General features: G+C 43.0%; 25 protein-coding genes. 3 read left to right on the top strand and 22 right to left on the bottom strand.

The genetic code is table 11. From position 1 onward, the window contains the following. Positions 1–121: 121 nt before the first annotated feature. The 22 genes from NLX78_RS14555 to NLX78_RS14455 form a co-directional block, all read right to left on the bottom strand. Complete coding sequence (locus tag NLX78_RS14555; RefSeq protein ID WP_254350779.1) at positions 122–1,534, bottom strand: HEPN domain-containing protein; 1,413 nt, start codon at positions 1,532–1,534, stop codon at positions 122–124. A 75-nt stretch (positions 1,535–1,609) separates the two neighbouring features. Next, positions 1,610–2,086: an ArpU family phage packaging/lysis transcriptional regulator gene (locus tag NLX78_RS14550; RefSeq protein ID WP_254350778.1), complete on the bottom strand. Its 477-nt coding sequence runs from the start codon at positions 2,084–2,086 to the stop codon at positions 1,610–1,612. A gap of 85 nt (positions 2,087–2,171) precedes the next feature. Next, positions 2,172–2,297, bottom strand: coding sequence for a hypothetical protein (locus tag NLX78_RS26555; RefSeq protein ID WP_302057386.1), 126 nt, complete (start codon positions 2,295–2,297; stop codon positions 2,172–2,174). After that, the gene (locus NLX78_RS14545; protein WP_254350777.1) at positions 2,294–2,593 is read right to left on the bottom strand and encodes a hypothetical protein; all 300 of its coding nucleotides are present in this window, start codon (positions 2,591–2,593) and stop codon (positions 2,294–2,296) included. The genes NLX78_RS26555 and NLX78_RS14545 overlap by 4 nt, the downstream gene beginning before the upstream one ends. Before the next feature lie 153 nt (positions 2,594–2,746). Beyond that, positions 2,747–2,959, bottom strand: a complete 213-nt coding sequence (locus tag NLX78_RS14540; protein WP_254350776.1) for a hypothetical protein — start codon at positions 2,957–2,959, stop codon at positions 2,747–2,749. A gap of 699 nt (positions 2,960–3,658) precedes the next feature. Next, on the bottom strand, positions 3,659–4,672 hold the full coding sequence (locus tag NLX78_RS14535; protein WP_254350775.1) for a sigma-70 family RNA polymerase sigma factor: 1,014 nt from the start codon (positions 4,670–4,672) through the stop codon (positions 3,659–3,661). Between the two features lie 28 nt (positions 4,673–4,700). Then, on the bottom strand, positions 4,701–5,678 hold the full coding sequence (locus tag NLX78_RS14530; RefSeq protein ID WP_254350774.1) for a hypothetical protein: 978 nt from the start codon (positions 5,676–5,678) through the stop codon (positions 4,701–4,703). Positions 5,679–5,680: 2 nt separating this feature from the next. Further along, positions 5,681–6,205: a crossover junction endodeoxyribonuclease RuvC gene (locus NLX78_RS14525; protein ID WP_254350858.1), complete on the bottom strand. Its 525-nt coding sequence runs from the start codon at positions 6,203–6,205 to the stop codon at positions 5,681–5,683. Positions 6,206–6,353: 148 nt separating this feature from the next. Beyond that, complete coding sequence (locus tag NLX78_RS14520; protein WP_254350773.1) at positions 6,354–6,521, bottom strand: hypothetical protein; 168 nt, start codon at positions 6,519–6,521, stop codon at positions 6,354–6,356. A gap of 41 nt (positions 6,522–6,562) precedes the next feature. Continuing rightward, the gene (locus NLX78_RS14515; protein ID WP_254350772.1) at positions 6,563–6,730 is read right to left on the bottom strand and encodes a DUF6906 family protein; all 168 of its coding nucleotides are present in this window, start codon (positions 6,728–6,730) and stop codon (positions 6,563–6,565) included. A 13-nt stretch (positions 6,731–6,743) separates the two neighbouring features. Beyond that, positions 6,744–8,030 carry a replicative DNA helicase gene (locus NLX78_RS14510; protein ID WP_254350771.1) on the bottom strand — a complete coding sequence of 429 codons (1,287 nt, stop codon included), beginning with the start codon at positions 8,028–8,030 and terminating at the stop codon, positions 6,744–6,746. Beyond that, on the bottom strand, positions 7,996–9,009 hold the full coding sequence (locus NLX78_RS14505; RefSeq protein ID WP_254350770.1) for a replication protein: 1,014 nt from the start codon (positions 9,007–9,009) through the stop codon (positions 7,996–7,998). Before NLX78_RS14505 ends, NLX78_RS14510 begins: the two co-directional genes overlap by 35 nt. A 71-nt stretch (positions 9,010–9,080) precedes the next feature. After that, the gene (locus NLX78_RS14500; RefSeq protein ID WP_080658635.1) at positions 9,081–9,284 is read right to left on the bottom strand and encodes a hypothetical protein; all 204 of its coding nucleotides are present in this window, start codon (positions 9,282–9,284) and stop codon (positions 9,081–9,083) included. Then, positions 9,281–10,177 (bottom strand): recombination protein RecT, encoded by an 897-nt coding sequence (recT, locus tag NLX78_RS14495; RefSeq protein ID WP_075153632.1) that lies wholly within the window; start codon positions 10,175–10,177, stop codon positions 9,281–9,283. Before recT ends, NLX78_RS14500 begins: the two co-directional genes overlap by 4 nt. Before the next feature lie 10 nt (positions 10,178–10,187). Then, positions 10,188–11,135 carry a YqaJ viral recombinase family nuclease gene (locus NLX78_RS14490; protein WP_254350769.1) on the bottom strand — a complete coding sequence of 316 codons (948 nt, stop codon included), beginning with the start codon at positions 11,133–11,135 and terminating at the stop codon, positions 10,188–10,190. A gap of 101 nt (positions 11,136–11,236) precedes the next feature. Next, the gene (locus tag NLX78_RS14485) at positions 11,237–11,482 is read right to left on the bottom strand and encodes a hypothetical protein (RefSeq protein WP_075153631.1); all 246 of its coding nucleotides are present in this window, start codon (positions 11,480–11,482) and stop codon (positions 11,237–11,239) included. Next, positions 11,479–11,730: a hypothetical protein gene (locus tag NLX78_RS14480; protein WP_014599866.1), complete on the bottom strand. Its 252-nt coding sequence runs from the start codon at positions 11,728–11,730 to the stop codon at positions 11,479–11,481. The genes NLX78_RS14485 and NLX78_RS14480 overlap by 4 nt, the downstream gene beginning before the upstream one ends. A gap of 231 nt (positions 11,731–11,961) precedes the next feature. Continuing rightward, on the bottom strand, positions 11,962–12,210 hold the full coding sequence (locus NLX78_RS14475; protein WP_254350768.1) for a hypothetical protein: 249 nt from the start codon (positions 12,208–12,210) through the stop codon (positions 11,962–11,964). Continuing rightward, positions 12,207–12,488: a hypothetical protein gene (locus NLX78_RS14470; RefSeq protein ID WP_254350767.1), complete on the bottom strand. Its 282-nt coding sequence runs from the start codon at positions 12,486–12,488 to the stop codon at positions 12,207–12,209. The genes NLX78_RS14475 and NLX78_RS14470 overlap by 4 nt, the downstream gene beginning before the upstream one ends. A 10-nt stretch (positions 12,489–12,498) precedes the next feature. Then, complete coding sequence (locus NLX78_RS14465) at positions 12,499–13,014, bottom strand: helix-turn-helix domain-containing protein (protein WP_254350766.1); 516 nt, start codon at positions 13,012–13,014, stop codon at positions 12,499–12,501. A 135-nt stretch (positions 13,015–13,149) separates the two neighbouring features. Beyond that, positions 13,150–13,344 carry a hypothetical protein gene (locus tag NLX78_RS14460; protein WP_064796763.1) on the bottom strand — a complete coding sequence of 65 codons (195 nt, stop codon included), beginning with the start codon at positions 13,342–13,344 and terminating at the stop codon, positions 13,150–13,152. Positions 13,345–13,540: 196 nt separating this feature from the next. Continuing rightward, on the bottom strand, positions 13,541–13,828 hold the full coding sequence (locus tag NLX78_RS14455; protein WP_110455552.1) for a helix-turn-helix domain-containing protein: 288 nt from the start codon (positions 13,826–13,828) through the stop codon (positions 13,541–13,543). Between the two features lie 178 nt (positions 13,829–14,006). Here NLX78_RS14455 and NLX78_RS14450 point away from each other — a divergent pair, with 178 nt between their 5' ends. From NLX78_RS14450 to NLX78_RS14440, 3 genes are all read left to right on the top strand, one after another. Further along, a complete protein-coding gene (locus tag NLX78_RS14450; RefSeq protein WP_254350765.1) occupies positions 14,007–14,618 on the top strand; it encodes a helix-turn-helix domain-containing protein in 612 nt (203 codons plus the stop codon). Positions 14,619–14,952: 334 nt separating this feature from the next. Then, on the top strand, positions 14,953–15,462 hold the full coding sequence (locus NLX78_RS14445; protein ID WP_254350764.1) for a hypothetical protein: 510 nt from the start codon (positions 14,953–14,955) through the stop codon (positions 15,460–15,462). A 136-nt stretch (positions 15,463–15,598) separates the two neighbouring features. Further along, positions 15,599–16,771 (top strand): site-specific integrase, encoded by a 1,173-nt coding sequence (locus tag NLX78_RS14440; protein ID WP_254350763.1) that lies wholly within the window; start codon positions 15,599–15,601, stop codon positions 16,769–16,771. The last annotated feature ends 36 nt before the right edge of the window (positions 16,772–16,807 follow it).

The raw sequence follows: 16,807 nt of genomic DNA, 5'->3' as shown, positions 1-16,807 counted from the left end.
TGCGGTGCGTTCCTTATTTGATTTTCCATGATACAAATATATCACGCTGAATGTCTAACGAACGGCCAACTTTAGGCCAAAATTCGGTCAAAAAGCGATCAATTATATCTCTAAATTTCAACTAACCTCTGAGTAACTCTTGATCTAGGTACTTTGGATCAAAATATTTTGGATTTTCGACCAATACTCTAATAGCTATTTTCAAAAAAACAACTGCTAACTTCGGGGTTGGAATTCTTAAATTCAGTTCATCAATTACGATTTCTTGATTCTTTGGTTTACTTCCTCCATGTACAATAGAAGAACGATAACTATATATTTTTTTCACGCTATTAAATACCATATCTGGTGTGTATGCATATTCAGATATTTTAAAAATGGCAGCCATTCTCATTGCAAGTTTATGAGTAAGCTCTCCTCTCTCTCCATCACTCAATAATGCCTCCATAGCAATAGTTGCATCTAATATAGAGTCGTCTTCTTCTTCACGTAGTATGCACATATTTAATCTTCGATTGGCAAGCATTAGTTTTTTATTGTTTCCTAAATCAAATCCATTAAATAGATTAGATACTTCCTCAGCTTGGGGTTTATCAATTGTTGTGAATTCATCTCTTAGCCAATAATAATTTTCAAACTCTTTGGGGTATGCCCTTATTGTTGTTCCAAATATTGAACTAAGAAAAGCCTTGTATTGGTTAGTCCATCCGACAGGAATAGCGAGCAATTGAGCATAACCTAATTCATTTACAAACGTTCTAATTCTCATAGAATTAAAAAATGCATTAATTTTATCAAGTGGATACCCAGTTGAATCTAAGAATTGTTGATTAGTGTCGAAATAGGATCTATCTCCTTCAATAAAGAAGCCTTTTAACTTTAATGCATGTGACGCTCCATTAAGAACTGATGATGATATTGGAGATCCGTATTGTTGTATCAAAGTTCGTGAGAGTTGAATATTCTCATCCATTTTAACAATCTCTATACCTTCATCTTCTGAAACTATATACTCCTCAAATTCAAATTTAGTGAATAAAATAGGAATATAGATGTCATAATAGAGTCTATCTAAAAAAAAGAATTTTTCGATAGGTTCATATAATTCATAAAAATTTTCGGCTTTTAGTTCAGAATCTGTACCATAAATATGTAAATATGCTTCAATCAAATTGATAACCAATTTCCGAGCACCTAACATGAAAAGATCATCATCCAAGAATCCTCTGTATGAAAAGATTTTTTTAAAGTAATCATCACTATTTAGTAAAACCAAATATTCTTCAAAACCTTCAATTGTATTAATATCCAATAAATTCGAGTTCTTCTCAAATAAACTTGAATAATTTTTAGGTCCTCCAACAATGTAATGTTTACTTATTTCGTCAAATCCATTCTCTTTCTTTCTTATGTAAGGGAAATCCATATGTGAATATATATAGGGTGATTGTTCTCTTAAAAGGGACTGGACCTGTGAAATACCGGAAAAAACTAGCTTTTGGATGTATGATTTTAACTGATCCTTGTTTACCATTGGCTCACTCCTACCTTAGAATAAAGTTTTTTAGTTTTATTATATAACAAGAATAACTGGCCGAAGCCAGTTATATCAAACACTATTCCTCATTTCCTCTATAATTTCCAGCCCCAATGCTGTAGCTAAAATATTCATCGCTTCAATCTTGATTCTCCTGAATGTGCTCTCACTTATCCCCATCTCCCCACAACTGATGTAATCAAACTCCCCCTCATCATCCAAGTAACTTCGCTGAATCACTTCCCTCTGAACGCTTGAAAGCCTGCTCATTGCCCGCTCAAGCAGTCTGTCCTTTGCCTGCAGTTCCGCTTCCCTGTCCACATTCCATATCGCTATATTCTCAGTCGGCATACTGATCGCATTCGTTGAACCATGGTAACGCGGCGTGTATCCGGGCGTCATGACCGCTTCACGCCGCACTACACCGATCTGACGGTACTGCCGAACTATCTCCAGATATTTCTCCACCGCAAGGCGGGTAGCTTTCTCGTCGACCGGAAGAATGTTAAAAGTAAGCTGTAAGTTGTTTTTTCTTCTTTTCCCCATCATGTTCCCTCACCCGTGGTATAATTTGATGAGGTTTAAGAGTGATGACCCCCGCGAGCCCGGCCAAGGAATGCGGGGGTTGTTTGTATTACTCCGGGATGCATGTCCCACAAAACTCCTGCCTTTCAGCTTGGCAGTCTTCCAGACTCCATCCGTCTACTAAATCCTCAGGGTAACCATATTCCAATAATAATTGACGATAGTCCTTACTCATAGGGTACTACTCCTTTCGTAGCTCTTTGGTGCATACTTGCTTGTTGTCGTGTCCTTCAAATCCAATTTCATGAGCTCGTGAATCACGCGAGTTTTCGGAATGCCAAGCTGTCGGGCGATCTGCGACCTTGAAACACCTTTATTGTCCAGATTAATGATCGTCTGACGCACCTCGTCCGGCAGCGGTTTGTACAATACATCGATTAATGTATCAGGCCCTCTCTTAACTTCATTTTTAGGATTAGGCTGTTTTTCTTCTTTTATAGAATCACCTGAGCGATATTGATGTTTTCTCAAACTGGTGCATCCCTTTTGCGGGGGATTAGCTCTGCAAAGGCCTGCACGTTCGCCACCCCTCTATCATACTTACCGTCGTTATAATCATTTTTACGAGCACTAGCCCACAATTTAAATTCCCCATTTTCAGCTTTAAGGCTGATAATACTGCTGTTAGGCATATATTCTACTTTGTAGCACTCTGACAAAGGGGACAAAGCCACTACACCCCGTCGTCAAACTGTCCACCGTGTAACCGTATTTCGCCAGTATAGGCTTGATAGGCTCCAGTTCGCACGCTTCATGATCCACTCGTTTCTCGGCGTAAATCTCAAATTCACCGCAGTGCTTTGTAGTCTGGCCTCTTGTTTTAAAATTGTTTCTCACCAATGGCGGTCAGCGTCAGCCTAGGGCTGTAAAATCGTAATGGCTTTCATTCTTCATCATATCCCATTAAATAATTGTGCTCAGATAACAAACAACTCACTTTCATTTTCCTGTTACGCTTTGAATAATCCCCAACTGAAGCAGATACCATTTATGCTATTTGAAGAACCAAAATGGCTATAGGCGAATATACATATTTTGTAGTGTAATTCAATGAAATGGGGAATGAAAGTGTATAACTTCTATCAACAACATGGTCGACAAATTCCAAATCCAGGTAGTTCGTATGCTCTGCCACCATCTGTTTTCACTCCAGCAAATAGCACTATAGGTCACTACTATCGAACCATGATAGGTAACACAGGAGTCTGGTCTGTTGTTTTATTTGTTGGCTACAACCCAGCCGCAAATATGGTGACATTGGTCGAACTTACATTGCACGGACTTCAGTTAGTAGTAATAAGTGCCAATGACTTGACTGGCTGGTCTCCAATTGGCCCTATTTTGACACTTAACAGTTCAGATGCACTGTGTACCATGTATCCTTGGGCTTCTGGGTGTTAAGTAAATTTATTAAAGGGGACTCCTAAGGGGTTCCTTTTTTAGCATTCCTCCCTTAGCTTATTTAGATTTATTGCGTCCATTTGTGCTCCTTCTGAAACTCTCGGAAAGCGCGGAACTCGTCTCCCATATCGCCCATTAAACCGTCTCCCTGTACAAATTGACCATTTCCCAGAGCAACTTGTTTTCTGCCTCCAACTTGGATATGCGGCCATTTAAAAAATGGATTTGATCGTCTTTACTCGAATCATCCTCTTGAACAATGCTGTCCGGGTTAGATATATTGTTAGGGCTTGAAGTTTTTCCGGGCCTGCTCTCAACCAGGTCCCATTTTTTCTTCCGTTTATACAGCGCACTATCCCCCATACCAAACTTTTTGGCAATGCTGGCATCTGTAAAGCCTTTGCTTCTCAGGTTCATGTATTGTTGTTTTGTTACGTTGAATCGGTCATTTTGCACCGCTACCCCACCTCCAAAATACCTCCTTGCCTTGTCTTGCAATATATCAATCTTTTCATGAAGCTTCTCCTGCGGAATCGATAAACGTCTGGAAATCTCGTATATTTTGAATCCACCAATCAACAGTTCAATGATCCTTTTCTCCGTGAAATCTAACCGGGATACAAACTGTTCAACGAGAAGAACAGTGTCATCGTCATTAGACGGTATAAAATCAATGAGTTCAGTGTCTTCCTCTAACCCTACAGGCTGGCTTAAAGAATGAACCCGGTTGAACTTCGAGTACTGTAAAATGTTATGTGCCTTTGGCTGGCTAATATGAAGTGCTTCGGCAACTTTCGCTGAATCTGCGTTTTCTAAGCCCTTATCGAAAAGCTGGTAAACTAACCGCCCTGGCTTATCAGGAAGTCGGATTATGCCTGACTTCTGTACGAATTGAAGCATATGACCTTTTATATACGGGAAGGCGTAGGCTTCGAATTTGACCTCCCTGTCACCCGGATCGAATCTTTCAAAAGCCAACGTTAAGCCAATAGTTCCCTCACTTATGAGGTCCTCCAGATCGATTCCCTTAGCAATACAGAGCGGTTTGTATCTCTGCGCGATCTTCTTTACCTGCCGCAAGCCATCCCTTATAAAGTCTTCTTTTGCCCCAAGATGCGGATTAAAGTCACGGATTTTTAATGTGCTCATTAGTGGTCACTCTGGAAGAAAGAGCGGCTTACGCCGCTCCCCCGTTTTTCATTTGCTTGGCAACCATCTTCTTGTAAGCTGTCCATTTGGTAGTGATCTGGCCACTGGTCAAGCCGATGCTTTTAGCAATCTGCATCCATGTCTTGCCTTCTTCACGACGCTGTTGAAGCAATGTAGGGAAATCAACAGGGATATCGTCGAAGTTAGGACGAACTTTTAGAATGTATTCCTCCAGCTCCTCTTTATCGACTACCGGTTCAGAATCTGTGTCAGTAGCTGGATTTTGATCATCCTCTGGCTTGTTGTCGTCCTTAGATTCATTTTCTCCAGTCTGCTCGGACGGATCAGTATTAGCACCTTCTTGCTCTTCTTGCTGATCGTCATTTTGTTGTTCTTCTTGCTGACCGTTTACTGGCTCCTCATCTTTCGGTGGTACCGTATCGACTTGGCCTTTGCGCCATTCATCCCACTTGGCAGCCATTGGCGCGACCCGCTTCCGGTACTCATCCACCATAACCACAAACACGCCCACGCCCATACCAATGTCAGCAGCTATTTTCAGATAGGTATCCCCATCAGCCAAACGCTCTGTAATTTCCACAAAGTCATACTGCATATCGTCAAAGCGCGGCGCTAGGCCGCTGAGTATAAAGTCCTGAATAACTTCAAGGTCAATTTGTTCTGGATCGGCTTTAACCTCCACTTTCTCAGGAGGAAGCCCAAGATCCATGGAGAGCTGTTCTCCTTCCGGCTTCGCTACAGATACCACACCACCATCATCCACGGTGTATTTCGTGATTGGCTTGCCCGTTCTGGCATTCTTCAAAACTTTGTACGTGACAATCTGTGAATCCAGACCTCCGATAACTTTAAGCTCCAACATGCTTTGAAGCGTATTATATTGACCGTCCAGTTCAGAAGCTGGGATGCTAATGGTAATTTCCGTTTCTTCTGATGATTTGAGATTGATCTTTTTAACCGTACCTTTGAAATTGATATAGCTCATCTTTAAGCCACTCCCTTAATGAAATTTTGATGATAGGCCCAGCAAAGTGCGATAGCGTCCGAAGGATCAAAAAGACGTTCCCTTATGTCCCCGATTTTGTATTTGCCCCGTGGGTCGTTTTTCTTGTATAGGACAGGAACCGCAATTTCGTCATAATCGAGGTCGAACAGCATCTGCATTTCCATGGCGACTGTCTCTTTATCCGCATTCCCTTTACCAGTCTGAATTTTCAGCTCCGAAGGACGGATGCCCACAATCGGCTTGTCCAAATGCAGGGCAGCCAAGGAAACAGAAGTATACGCTCCGACAAGTGCTAGTACACTGTTGGCATTTTTAAAGTGAACTGGACGCTCCAGTACAATCAATTCCGGTTCTTCCTGCTCGATCAGTCGGAATGTGTCCTGATAGATGGCATCCAAAACCCCAGGCATTGTAATTGATGAATAGTCCCTTAATCCAAAGTCTATCGGCTTACCATTTCGCATTGTGGCCCAACCAGCAAAATTCGTGCCGTGGTCAATCCCCATAATCTTCAAAGCTGCTTCCCCCTCTTTTTACGCCTACGTGACTGCTTGACCAGCAACATACTGTGTTCAAGGACAAATACCTCGCCTATCACTCTGCCGCCTCGGTCACGTACAGTTTGCTTTAACTGATTTTGATACAGCGGGTCTTTTATCTGACGTCGCATGACTTGTCACTTCCTGCGATGGGCCAGTTACCAAGTATCAGACGAAACTCAGCCATCCCCTTGGTCAACTCGCTCTGCTCAATGTCCCGCAGCTCCTCGAGTAATTCCCTCTCGTCAGGAACTTGTCCAGTGCAGACAAAACGATGTTTCATGTACTCGTAGACGCTCCACCGCGTCCAACATGACGGCTGCATTACGCACCTCGCCGGATAGTACGTTTTTTTATCCCGGACTTGCTGATAAGAACCATCTCCAAGTCCGTATCTAGTACCACCAACCATGTGCTAGGCTTGAGTTTCCATGCCTTCATTTCCTCTTTCTGTCGGCGTGTCGGCCGCGATGGCCGTGTCTGTTTCCCCATGTCCGTTCCTCCCCTACGCGATTTGTTGTGTCTCTTTCTCAAATTTGAGTTTCACTACTCCAGTAGGACCATTGCGTTGTTTTGCGAGGTTGATTTCCAAAATACCTGGGTCCGGTGTGTCAGGGTTGTAGTATTCGTCCCTGTATAGCAGAAGGATATCGTCAGCAACTGCGCTGATTGCCGCGCTACCTGACAAGTCCGAAACGAACGGCCTTTTATTCTGTCGGCTCTCCACATCCTGCTTGACCTGAGATAAACCGATCAATGCACAATCACAGTCCTTTGCAGCTTTCCGAAGCTTCTGGCATACACGATGCAATCCAGAACCGCTGTTGTCGTTACGTTCAGCAGGCTCAACCACTTCTTGCAAGTAATCAACAATGACCAAATCAAGTCCTTCTTGCCGCTTCAATCGGCGCATTTCGGAACAAATGTACTCCGCAGTCACGCCACGGCTATCATCGATATGAATTTTCCGCAGAAACTCCATCTGCATAGAAATACGCTCGATCTGTTCCGGCTTCAGATGCCCTGAACGTATAGCTTGCAGAGGAATGCTGCACAGATTAGCGATCATCCGGTTATAAATCTGCGCCTTGGACATTTCCAAGCTAAAATCAGCAACCTTATGTCCCCGCTGGGTGGCCCGCATCTTAATTTCATTGGCAACGGCTGATTTACCCATGCTAGTTCGAGCTCCAATGACAACCAGGTTAGTACGCTGGAACCCTAGCGTCAGTCGGTCCAATGCTGACCAGCCTGTCATAATACCAAGCGCTCGGGAAGGGTCTTGCGTTTTAAGTACCAAGTCCTCGTACCACTGGATGATGTCGTCAACTGCCGTATCCTTTAGCAATGCTTTAGGCCGAATATCCAGTGAACGCTGTTCAAATTCATCCAGTAATTCCTCAAACCCGCCTGATGACAAATCCAAAAATTTGTCGCGGTATTCACCGACCAAATCCAGCGCTTTACGACGAGCATCGGTTTCGATGAGCTGCCTGATATTCTGCTCCAGCATCGAAACTGCAACGGCAGAGCTGGCCAGTTTAGACAGGTAGGAAACTCCACCCACCTTTTCAAGATGCTTTTCGAATACCGTCACCAACATAGTCATGGATAGTTCCTGTTCAGTCCGATGTAGTTCTAGTATCATTTTCAGCAGATTGCGATGCCAAGGTTGTGTAAATAAGCTTGGTTCTAGTGTTACGGCGACTTCCCCAACAAGGGAGGGGTCTCGAAAAAAGGAACCTAATATTTCAGCCTCAAGTAACTCCGTATTCAGCAAGTCGCTGCTCATCTGCCTTTCTCATCAAGATCGTAATGGGGTCGTCTTCCCGAATTTCTGCTTCCGCCGGTGAAGCCCGATCCATTCGGCGTTCCGTTTCCGGTCCACCACGTTTACGATATCCCTCCAGCGTGCCACGTACATAAGCCAAACTCTTTTTATTCTGCCGAACGGCTTCACGCATGGCTTTTAGCAACCATTCTCCCCCGTAATCGTCAAACAAGGTTCCAAGGTCCTCGCTTTCAAATTGGTTAACCTTTCCTGAGCCCGTAAAATTATTTTCGTAAGCGCGGTAGATATAGCCAAAGGAATGATCCGAAGGAATCCCTCCTCCCCCACCCCTTTGTTCTGTATCTAATTCCTGTACAGTATCTAAAGATGTAGTAGTGGTTTTTTTAATAATTGCTTTAAATATTGTTTTAGAGAGCCGAAATCCCTTGGTATGACAGGAAAAATCACGTTTCACAGTTACCTTTTTAGTAACTGGCGAGTTACCTTTTTGGTAACTGAACAGTTGCCTTTTGTGTAACTGAGTTACCTTTTTAGTAACTCGAATCGGTTGCTTTTTTGGTAACTCAGTTACTTTTTTAGTAACTGGTTTGCCGAGATTTGGGGTATGAGTTTCAATGTTAATTTTGATTAAATCGTTCATCATTTTGGGGTCATATCGCTCCACCACATCGACAGTCCACATGTCATAGTGCTTATTGATCTGGAACACATTCATGTGCTCGTCCCAAAACAGCACATGATTTTCAACCAGCTTTTTTAGTTCCTTTTTGATATGTTCCTTACGAACGCCACATAGCTCAAAATGTTTTAGCATAGGAATTTTGGCCGATGGCTTCCCGCATCCCCAGCTCAGCGTGAGGACAAAATCAATAATATCCCGCTGCCGCTGAGTAAACTTCCGCCGGATCAGCTCTCGATGTATTTCATGTGATATGCGTATATGTGCGTCCGTAGGCTGAGGATTTACATTGGAGTCCACCGGCTTCACCACCTAATCTCTTGCGATTTTTATATAAATACCGTTCGCTTCTTCACACTGCCCAGAATCATTTACACACTCTGCTCCCTATCATCCCGGAGAAATATATAGGGATACTTCGCACGAACCACTGTCCAGCCTGGATAGCCCCGCGCGAAGTATTCTCGCACCTCGCGCTTAAAGGCTACAGGATCGGACTCTTTAATCCGCCAAATGTGTTCACCGATCATGCTGCGTAACAGCGGCTTGCCAGTAATCTCATCTATAGAACTCATTCAAATTCCATTTCGTCCTGACCTGATCCATCAGCAGGCTGCTGCGAATCAGTGTTATTTGGCTGAGCTGCATCACCTGTCTGAGGTGTTTCGCCGTCTTTAGGTTCGGCTGGCATATCAAAGACAAAAGGTTCATCGTTTGGAGTGATATCTTTACGCACCGTTTCATCCTGAGTAACCGCAGAAGCAATCTCCACGCTGATGGGTAGCCACTTCCACCCGGAACGTACAACTGTCTTCTTGCACATTTCGGTATAGTCAGTCACCCAAGGCCCTTTACTGGATGCCTTGGAACGCTTCTTATGTTCCTCAATCTCGCTGATCGGCATGTAATGGATAAAATGACCGCCGTCATTAAACTTGGCAACCATATAAGCCCCAATGATCTTCCCTGACTCGGCAGGTTGAGCGTCCTTACGCAAAAACCAAGGAACGTGCTGCAATTTTTCCTCCAGCCCATATGTCAGCTCAATGAAATCATTTTCATAGACTTCGTGGGCGGCAATAGACTTGATGTTTCCAGACCGTCGTGCTAGATCAATCATGCCCTTGTAGCCAATGATGAATGTGGCTTCTGTACCGTATGGGATGATGTAGCAATGACCGATCAGGCCTGGTTCCAGACCAAGCTGTGCCGCTTGCATGACCGCCCCCATGAGAGATGGCATAGAGCATTCCAGTAGCTTCGGATTCGTGCGGATCGTCGTCAGGGCAATACGGCTGAGCCGATCAATGCTCATATGCTTTGGCATAGCCTCCGCAATCTGATACTTCATTTTGTCCATATAAGCGGCAATGGTCTGAGAAGGTGTAGGCGCATCGTTTTTTGCCCCAGCCGCCTTATTTTGAAGCTTTTTTTCAAGGGTTGCTCCGTTACTGCGTTGTCCTGCCATAATAGCCTCCTTACTTCACCAAGAACCGTCGAGAAGACGTGGTGTTTGCGTATTTTTCAAAGATATGTGGCTGCTCCTGCTTCAAGCGCTTAGTGTCCAAGCGCGTTGTTTGACTGGACTTCCAAGTTACCAAAGGTTCCCCGTTATACGTGGCAACCTCATTTTCACCGATAGCTGCCTTCAGCTCGTTCTCCAATCGCTTGACCTGCTCCGCAGCCACTTGTGCGTCTTCTTTAGCAGCAATGAGCTTGTCCACCAGTAATGCCTGATCTTTGTCCAGCGTGATTTCTGTCGCTGGCCGAGAAGCAGGATACAACCGATTCAGCAGCTCAGTTGAAGCAGCGCTACCGTCTACCATCGGCGGAACCCGTGGAATTACATGCTTGTTCCAAAACTCGTCTTCGATTTGGATAAGGGACTCAATGATACCTTCGTTTCGCTCGACCAGCTTGTATTGGAATTTCTGACCACCTATTAAAACAGCGAAGTAACCATAATCCACACCAAGCACAGCCATGTAATGTTGGAGCTGAATGGCGTATTCGTCAGGAACCTGATCGTCGGCCCATTCGCTCAGCTTATAGGCGCTGGCTGTTTTACATTCCAGGATCCCAAGTCCTCGACCACCTTTGTCTAAAATCAGGCGGTCCACATTACCCAACATAAATTTATGTGTAGGGTGCTGATACATCTTATTGCTGCGTTGCACACGCAATCCGGTTTGGTTCATAAACTCACGAGCGACTAAATCCTCTAGCTGGTTACCCCAGTAAGCTGCTTCGCCTGGTTCGTCCGGTACGATCTCATCCGTTTTCTCAAGAAACACACCAACGGGTGACTTGTATCGATTCAGTCCTGCGACAGCAGAAGCATCAGAACCACCAATGCCGCGTTTACGCAATTTCAACCATTCGTCACGTTCAATACCTTTTGTAATAGCAGCTACATTCACAGCCATATACATATCGCTCCCTCTTGTTAGGAACGGCCACCCATGATAAGATGGCCGTATTCACATATTTAGTTTTCAAAAGATCAGTGATAGCCCGTTACCGCGGGCTATTTTTTTATAATGAAAAAGCTAACTCGTTTCGGTACAACTTCGCTATTCGCTATCTTGAGGCCAGTATCAATGATGCTTTTGAACTGCTCTGTGACTTCTCTTTGTCCCACTGTCTTGATTTTCAGCGCAGTATAAAGCCCCACATTTAACGCGATAGCTTCTAAAAACTCATTAACATCCACAGATTCGTCGGTGCTAATTTTTGCAAAAAACTCCACCACTTTTTTATGAGTTGCGTTCATGCCGATTCTCCTTCCATGATTTCATCATGTTCTACAATCTGCTGATACTCGACGATCACTGGTGCATTCTCGATGCTGACAATGAGCTCATCATTTTCATCTAAAACATGAAATTCAGAATGGACATTATTTTCATATTCCGTACCGACTTGCTTAATCTCAATGACTTCGCTGCCATTTAGCTCCGTTCCAATTTCAAAAATCCTTGTTGGATTAGAGACAACGGTCAAACGTTGAATAACTTGCACAAAGTTTCCTCCTTCCGTATGTAATTTCAAGCAGACTGGATTCGAACCAGCAGTCAGGCGCGCTCCGTCGTTTTCCGCCTGATATTCTCACCATCGCGTGTACACGTACCATCGTGTCGCTGCTTTGTGTGATGCGTCAGCCGCATCTTCCGACGCCGAACGGGAGTAGGTTATGTTACCGTCCGACGCCGGAAGACAAGGCCGACATGGCCTGTCCGTTGCCAGCTTGTCCTATATCACTGGCGACATATTTCCGAAAAACTCCAACCGTTCTTCTGCTGGCAGAAGATTTAGGCTCAGCAAGGCGTTATTCCATTGAAAGTAGGCTTCGTCCCGCTCCTGTAGTAGCTCCTGAAATTCAGATGAAAAAGCTGAACCACCCGCATGTAGAAAAGCTTCTATTGCATCCGTGTTGGCCTGCGTTCCTGCCTTTTTATCAAGAAAGTTTTGAATGAGACGTTCCTTAATTGCCTGTGTCATATGCGGTCACCCTTGCTTTCTGCCGCAGAAGGAGATAGAATAAGCAACACAAGAGACTTTAATCGAGTTCTCAAACCAAGCGTTCGGCCCGCCAGCCGAGCGTTTTTCTTTTGTTCCTGAAAAGATAAGTGAAGATTCATCATGAACGCTGCTTGAGCAATACTTTTTTGTCGGTGACTCTCAGAAACGATTTCCGGATTTTGCAGCATCATGTTTAAATTGTGCTCTGCGTTTGCTGCGACAAATTTGGCTTCATCCTCTAATCTCTCGATTTCCATTTACATTCCCTCATTTCATATATTTTTTAGCCTTCAAGTCAGCGCGATGTTCTTTCCATGTCGCAAGCCAACTAAAGGAGTATTCCTTACATAGCACCGCCGCAAAGTGGGTAAGGGCCGTAATAGCTTCAACCGTCTCCATTAGCAGACGCTTCATATTTTGGCGTTCGGATTCTGTGAGCTGGTCAGCAGTTTTGCTAATTGGGACCTCAGCAGACAGAACAAGAACTTCCCTCATTTCTTCAATCGTCTTGAACAGTACACTTGCCCTATGTAGATCTACATTGTCCAGCCAGGGCGCAAAGGCACCGCCTGTAACTTCCCCGGCTGCTGCAATGTAAAGCTGACCGTCATCATAATGCTCCGCCGCTTGTTGCATGAGCTCTTTCGATGGTTTGCGGGAGCCTTTGATGATCTTTCCAATTAATGAAGCATCCACGTGAGCAGCTCGCCCCGCTGCGTTACGCGTTTCCCCCCGTCGTTTCAAAACCTCCTGAAGATTGGGACCAAACTGTCCAATTGACATGTTTTTTTCCTCTCCTTTGTCCGATTGACACGTTTATTACGGACAGAGGGCTGATGTAGTATTAGGTTGTAAGTTCTTCCCCTCGTATCTCCTCAACCCGCTGGAGCCGGTACAGCCCGGCGGGTTTCTTCCTATTCATATGGACCCTGATTTGTTCTCTCTTAGCCATTCCAAGGGTTCCGGCCAGAGGACTCGTTTGCCGCGAGCACCACCAATGTTATATATAGGAAAGCCTGGCTCCTCAACCATGTCATAAGCCGCCTGCTTCCGAATTTTCATTCGTCTTGCCATTTCAGGAACCGTGATAATCTCGCCAGAATGCCGATTCAATTACTGCACCTCCTTTCCGTATCAACAGACTTCTATAGAACGAATCCAGTAAAAACGCATAACTAAGTTCCTCCTACGACGCTTTAGTTCTTGAGTTTAAAAGCGTTTTGAGTTCTTTAATGTATTTCTTTCGCAAGCTGGCAACGCGTATGTGTGTTTTTTTCCAAGCTTCATTACTCATCTTCTCTGGTTTCATCTAACCCACTTCCTTTGCAGCAATACTATTTAGATGATCTAAAATTTCATGTGGTATTTTTTCGTAGTATGCTGAAGCTTTTAGTTCAATTGGATTAACTCCTAGTACAGTAGCCAATGCATCATTGAGCTTATCTGAAGCTGGTGAAGTTTTTCCGTTTTGCAACTTACTGAGATAATGTTTAGTGAGCACATTTCCGGTGATATCGCCAACTAAAGAGCATATTTTATCTAACTTTAAACCACTTTTTTTAATGGCATTAGCCAGCAACTCAGAATACTTTTGCATTGTCACATCACCTCCAAACAGAATGTGATTTTTTAAATCAACTTTATGTGATTTATATTATCACATTGATTTTATTTGTCAACAATAAGTGATAAAAAAATATCAAACATGTATATGTTGATACTTTTTTGTCAACTATGAGATAATTGAACCTAATCGCGAAGGAGTTGTTATATAGATGAAATACTCTGATTTATTAAAGGAGTATATTAAAAAATCCAGGCTTACATTAGAGGAGATATGCAGTCGATTAGAAAAAGAAGGATTATCAATGAGTCGTGAACATCTCAGTCGTTTGCAAAACGGAAAAACTCCACCTACCTCAGACGAACTTAACCGTGCTATTGCTAAAGTAATCGGAGGAGATGCTGAAGAATTAATCATGGCAGCTTATATAGAAAAAGCACCTGATTTTGTAAAACAAAAGATTCAGGTGGGAGAGGATATAACCCAATTTTTAAATGCTGCTTTGGGGCATGTTAAAATGCCATTAAATGGGGATGATCCGTCAGAAACATTCGAGTGGAAGGATTTGTTCGCTGTCATTAACATGGAGGAAAGACTGGAGTTGTTGAAAATTGTTTTACTTGATGGAAAGGAACATAGCAGAGAAAGTGATAATGGAGATCAACAAGACAAAAGAAACTATAACAACGCAAACGAAACTATTCGTTTGTTAGAAGAGGAAGCCCAAAAAATGGGCTTATCTCCTTCAGACCCTGAGTTTATTGAAATGATTAAAGACAGTATGGAGATCATTCGGGTTGCACGCGGAAAGAATAAGAATTAAATCCGGTTTCAACCTTTCTATATGTTGTGGCTCTACTCTCTCATCATTTTTAGATCTGTCTGTACTACTCATGATGGTCACTTCCAATCTTTCGTTCAATATCTGGATTAATTTCATGTTTTGCACAGTATAATTGTATACGTTAGTACTCAACCTATTGTTTCAAGAATCTAGGAGACTTCGTTTTTTTGCACTATTGACAATTACATTATATATCCCCATTCCTTACATGAAAAAAAGGATTTTTAGGAAATCATTCGACAATTTTTGTCATCGTGCAAATATTTACAGATAACATGAGCAAATCCCCCAACCGATGGGGTTAGTAATAAGGATGATTTTGGTGGTTATCATAATCGTAGTTATTCTTTTAGCCATATTGTTTGGGAAGGGAATTAGAAATTTATTCTCACTTGCTTTCATAGGTATATTTACTATTTTCTTATGGGAAATTGCCTGGTGGGGGAAAGTTATAGACTTAATTCTAGCCCTTATTTTTTTTGTCCCTATAATCAATGGTCTTATACAGGGATTCCGTACACCAAAGGTTGTAGATACTGTTCCCTCAAAACCAAGTGGTACAAGGCATGTTGTTAAAAGTGTCGAAGTGAAACCACGTGAAAAAGCTCAGACTTCTTTTTTATCTGACTTCAATTTAATTGAGATAGCGAAGCCATATGGAGACATTGACCTAAGTAAAGTAAATGTCACGATGGTTTCCAGTACCTTGATGAAAAGGGTTCCTTATTTTAGAAAAATTCAGTTGGAAAATCGCGAGTACATACCTGCTCGTAAAGTTACTTCCTCAAATGAATCAGGTATTTCACTTACAAAGCAATCCTAAGTTGAATTAGAAGCTGTACGGAAAAATTTCCATACGCATAAAATTTCGGTACAATATAACCTAAAGCCCTTTTCGGGCTTTTCTTTCGGAATAAAAACAGAACATATATTCCCTATTTCAATTTAGGAGGTTCGTCATGAGAGGACATATAGCCCAGAAAGGGAAGAAATACTACATCGTCGTGGATATGAAAGATGAGGTAACAGGAAAGCGTCGCAGGAAGTGGCTTACTGGCCCCAATGGAGGCTTCGATAAGAAAAGAGATGCTGAACGTGCGATGCCTGACATTCTCAGTGCTTTTAATAAAGGAACCTTTGTAGAACCGACCAAGAAAACTTTCGGTGAAATTATGGAGACCTGGCTCAAAGACAAAAAAACCTCGGTTAAACATGGTACTTGGAAGTCTTATGAGTGGCTTGTAAACACACACATTATTCCTAACCTTGGGAAAGTGCAGATGACAAAATTAAAACCACAGCACCTCCATAATTTATATCATGAAATACTTCTACCCAAGTTATCTGTAAGCTCTATCAAGAAGGCTCATGTCTTAATTTTAGATGCTTTAAACCGGGCAGTAGCCTGGGGAGTTATCACTCAGAATGTTGCTTCTTATGTAGAATTACCCCAAGGAAAAAAGAAAAAATTTGAGGTCTGGAATGAACATCAATTAAAAATGTTCCTCGATGCTGCATCTGAAGATCAATACTTCATGGCCTTCGAGCTCGCTGCCTCTACTGGCATGCGTCAAAGTGAAATACTTGCACTACCCCGAGCAGAGGTAGATTTACAGAGGAAAACGGCTTCGGTTCGACAAGCTTATACCATTTCTGAAATAGGACATGATCTTGATGATACTAAGAATGATAGCAGCGTTCGCTCCATCGCACTGTTTGCTAATACCGTTAATTTTTTGGAAAATCACTTTAGAAAGCAAGAATATGAGCAAGCCAGAAATAAGCTATACAATGATTCAGGCTTAGTAATTCAAACGAGTGTAGGAACGCCTCTTGGCCCCCGCAATCTAATGAGACATTACTATCGTATTTTGGACAGAATTGTAAAGGAACATCCCGATTTCCCCCGAATTCGTTTCCACGATCTGCGACACACTCATGCAACACTACTTCTCAAAGCTGGTATCCATCCAAAGATCGTTCAAGAGCGACTTGGACATTCGTCTATCAATGTAACTCTGGATACCTATTCACATGTTCTTCCGAATCTCCAAGAAGCGGTGTTAAAAAACATTGGCGATTCAATCACAGGAGAGAGCATTAGCACCGAAGAACCCACTTTACTAGATTAAAGGGTAGAAAAATGGTAGAAGAATGCTCAATTCAAC

It is taken from the genome of Paenibacillus sp. Lou8.1 (genome assembly GCF_024213565.1).
In the GTDB taxonomy this organism is placed as follows: domain Bacteria; phylum Bacillota; class Bacilli; order Paenibacillales; family Paenibacillaceae; genus Paenibacillus; species Paenibacillus polymyxa_B.
This window is presented reverse-complemented; position numbering and strand designations above follow the sequence as displayed.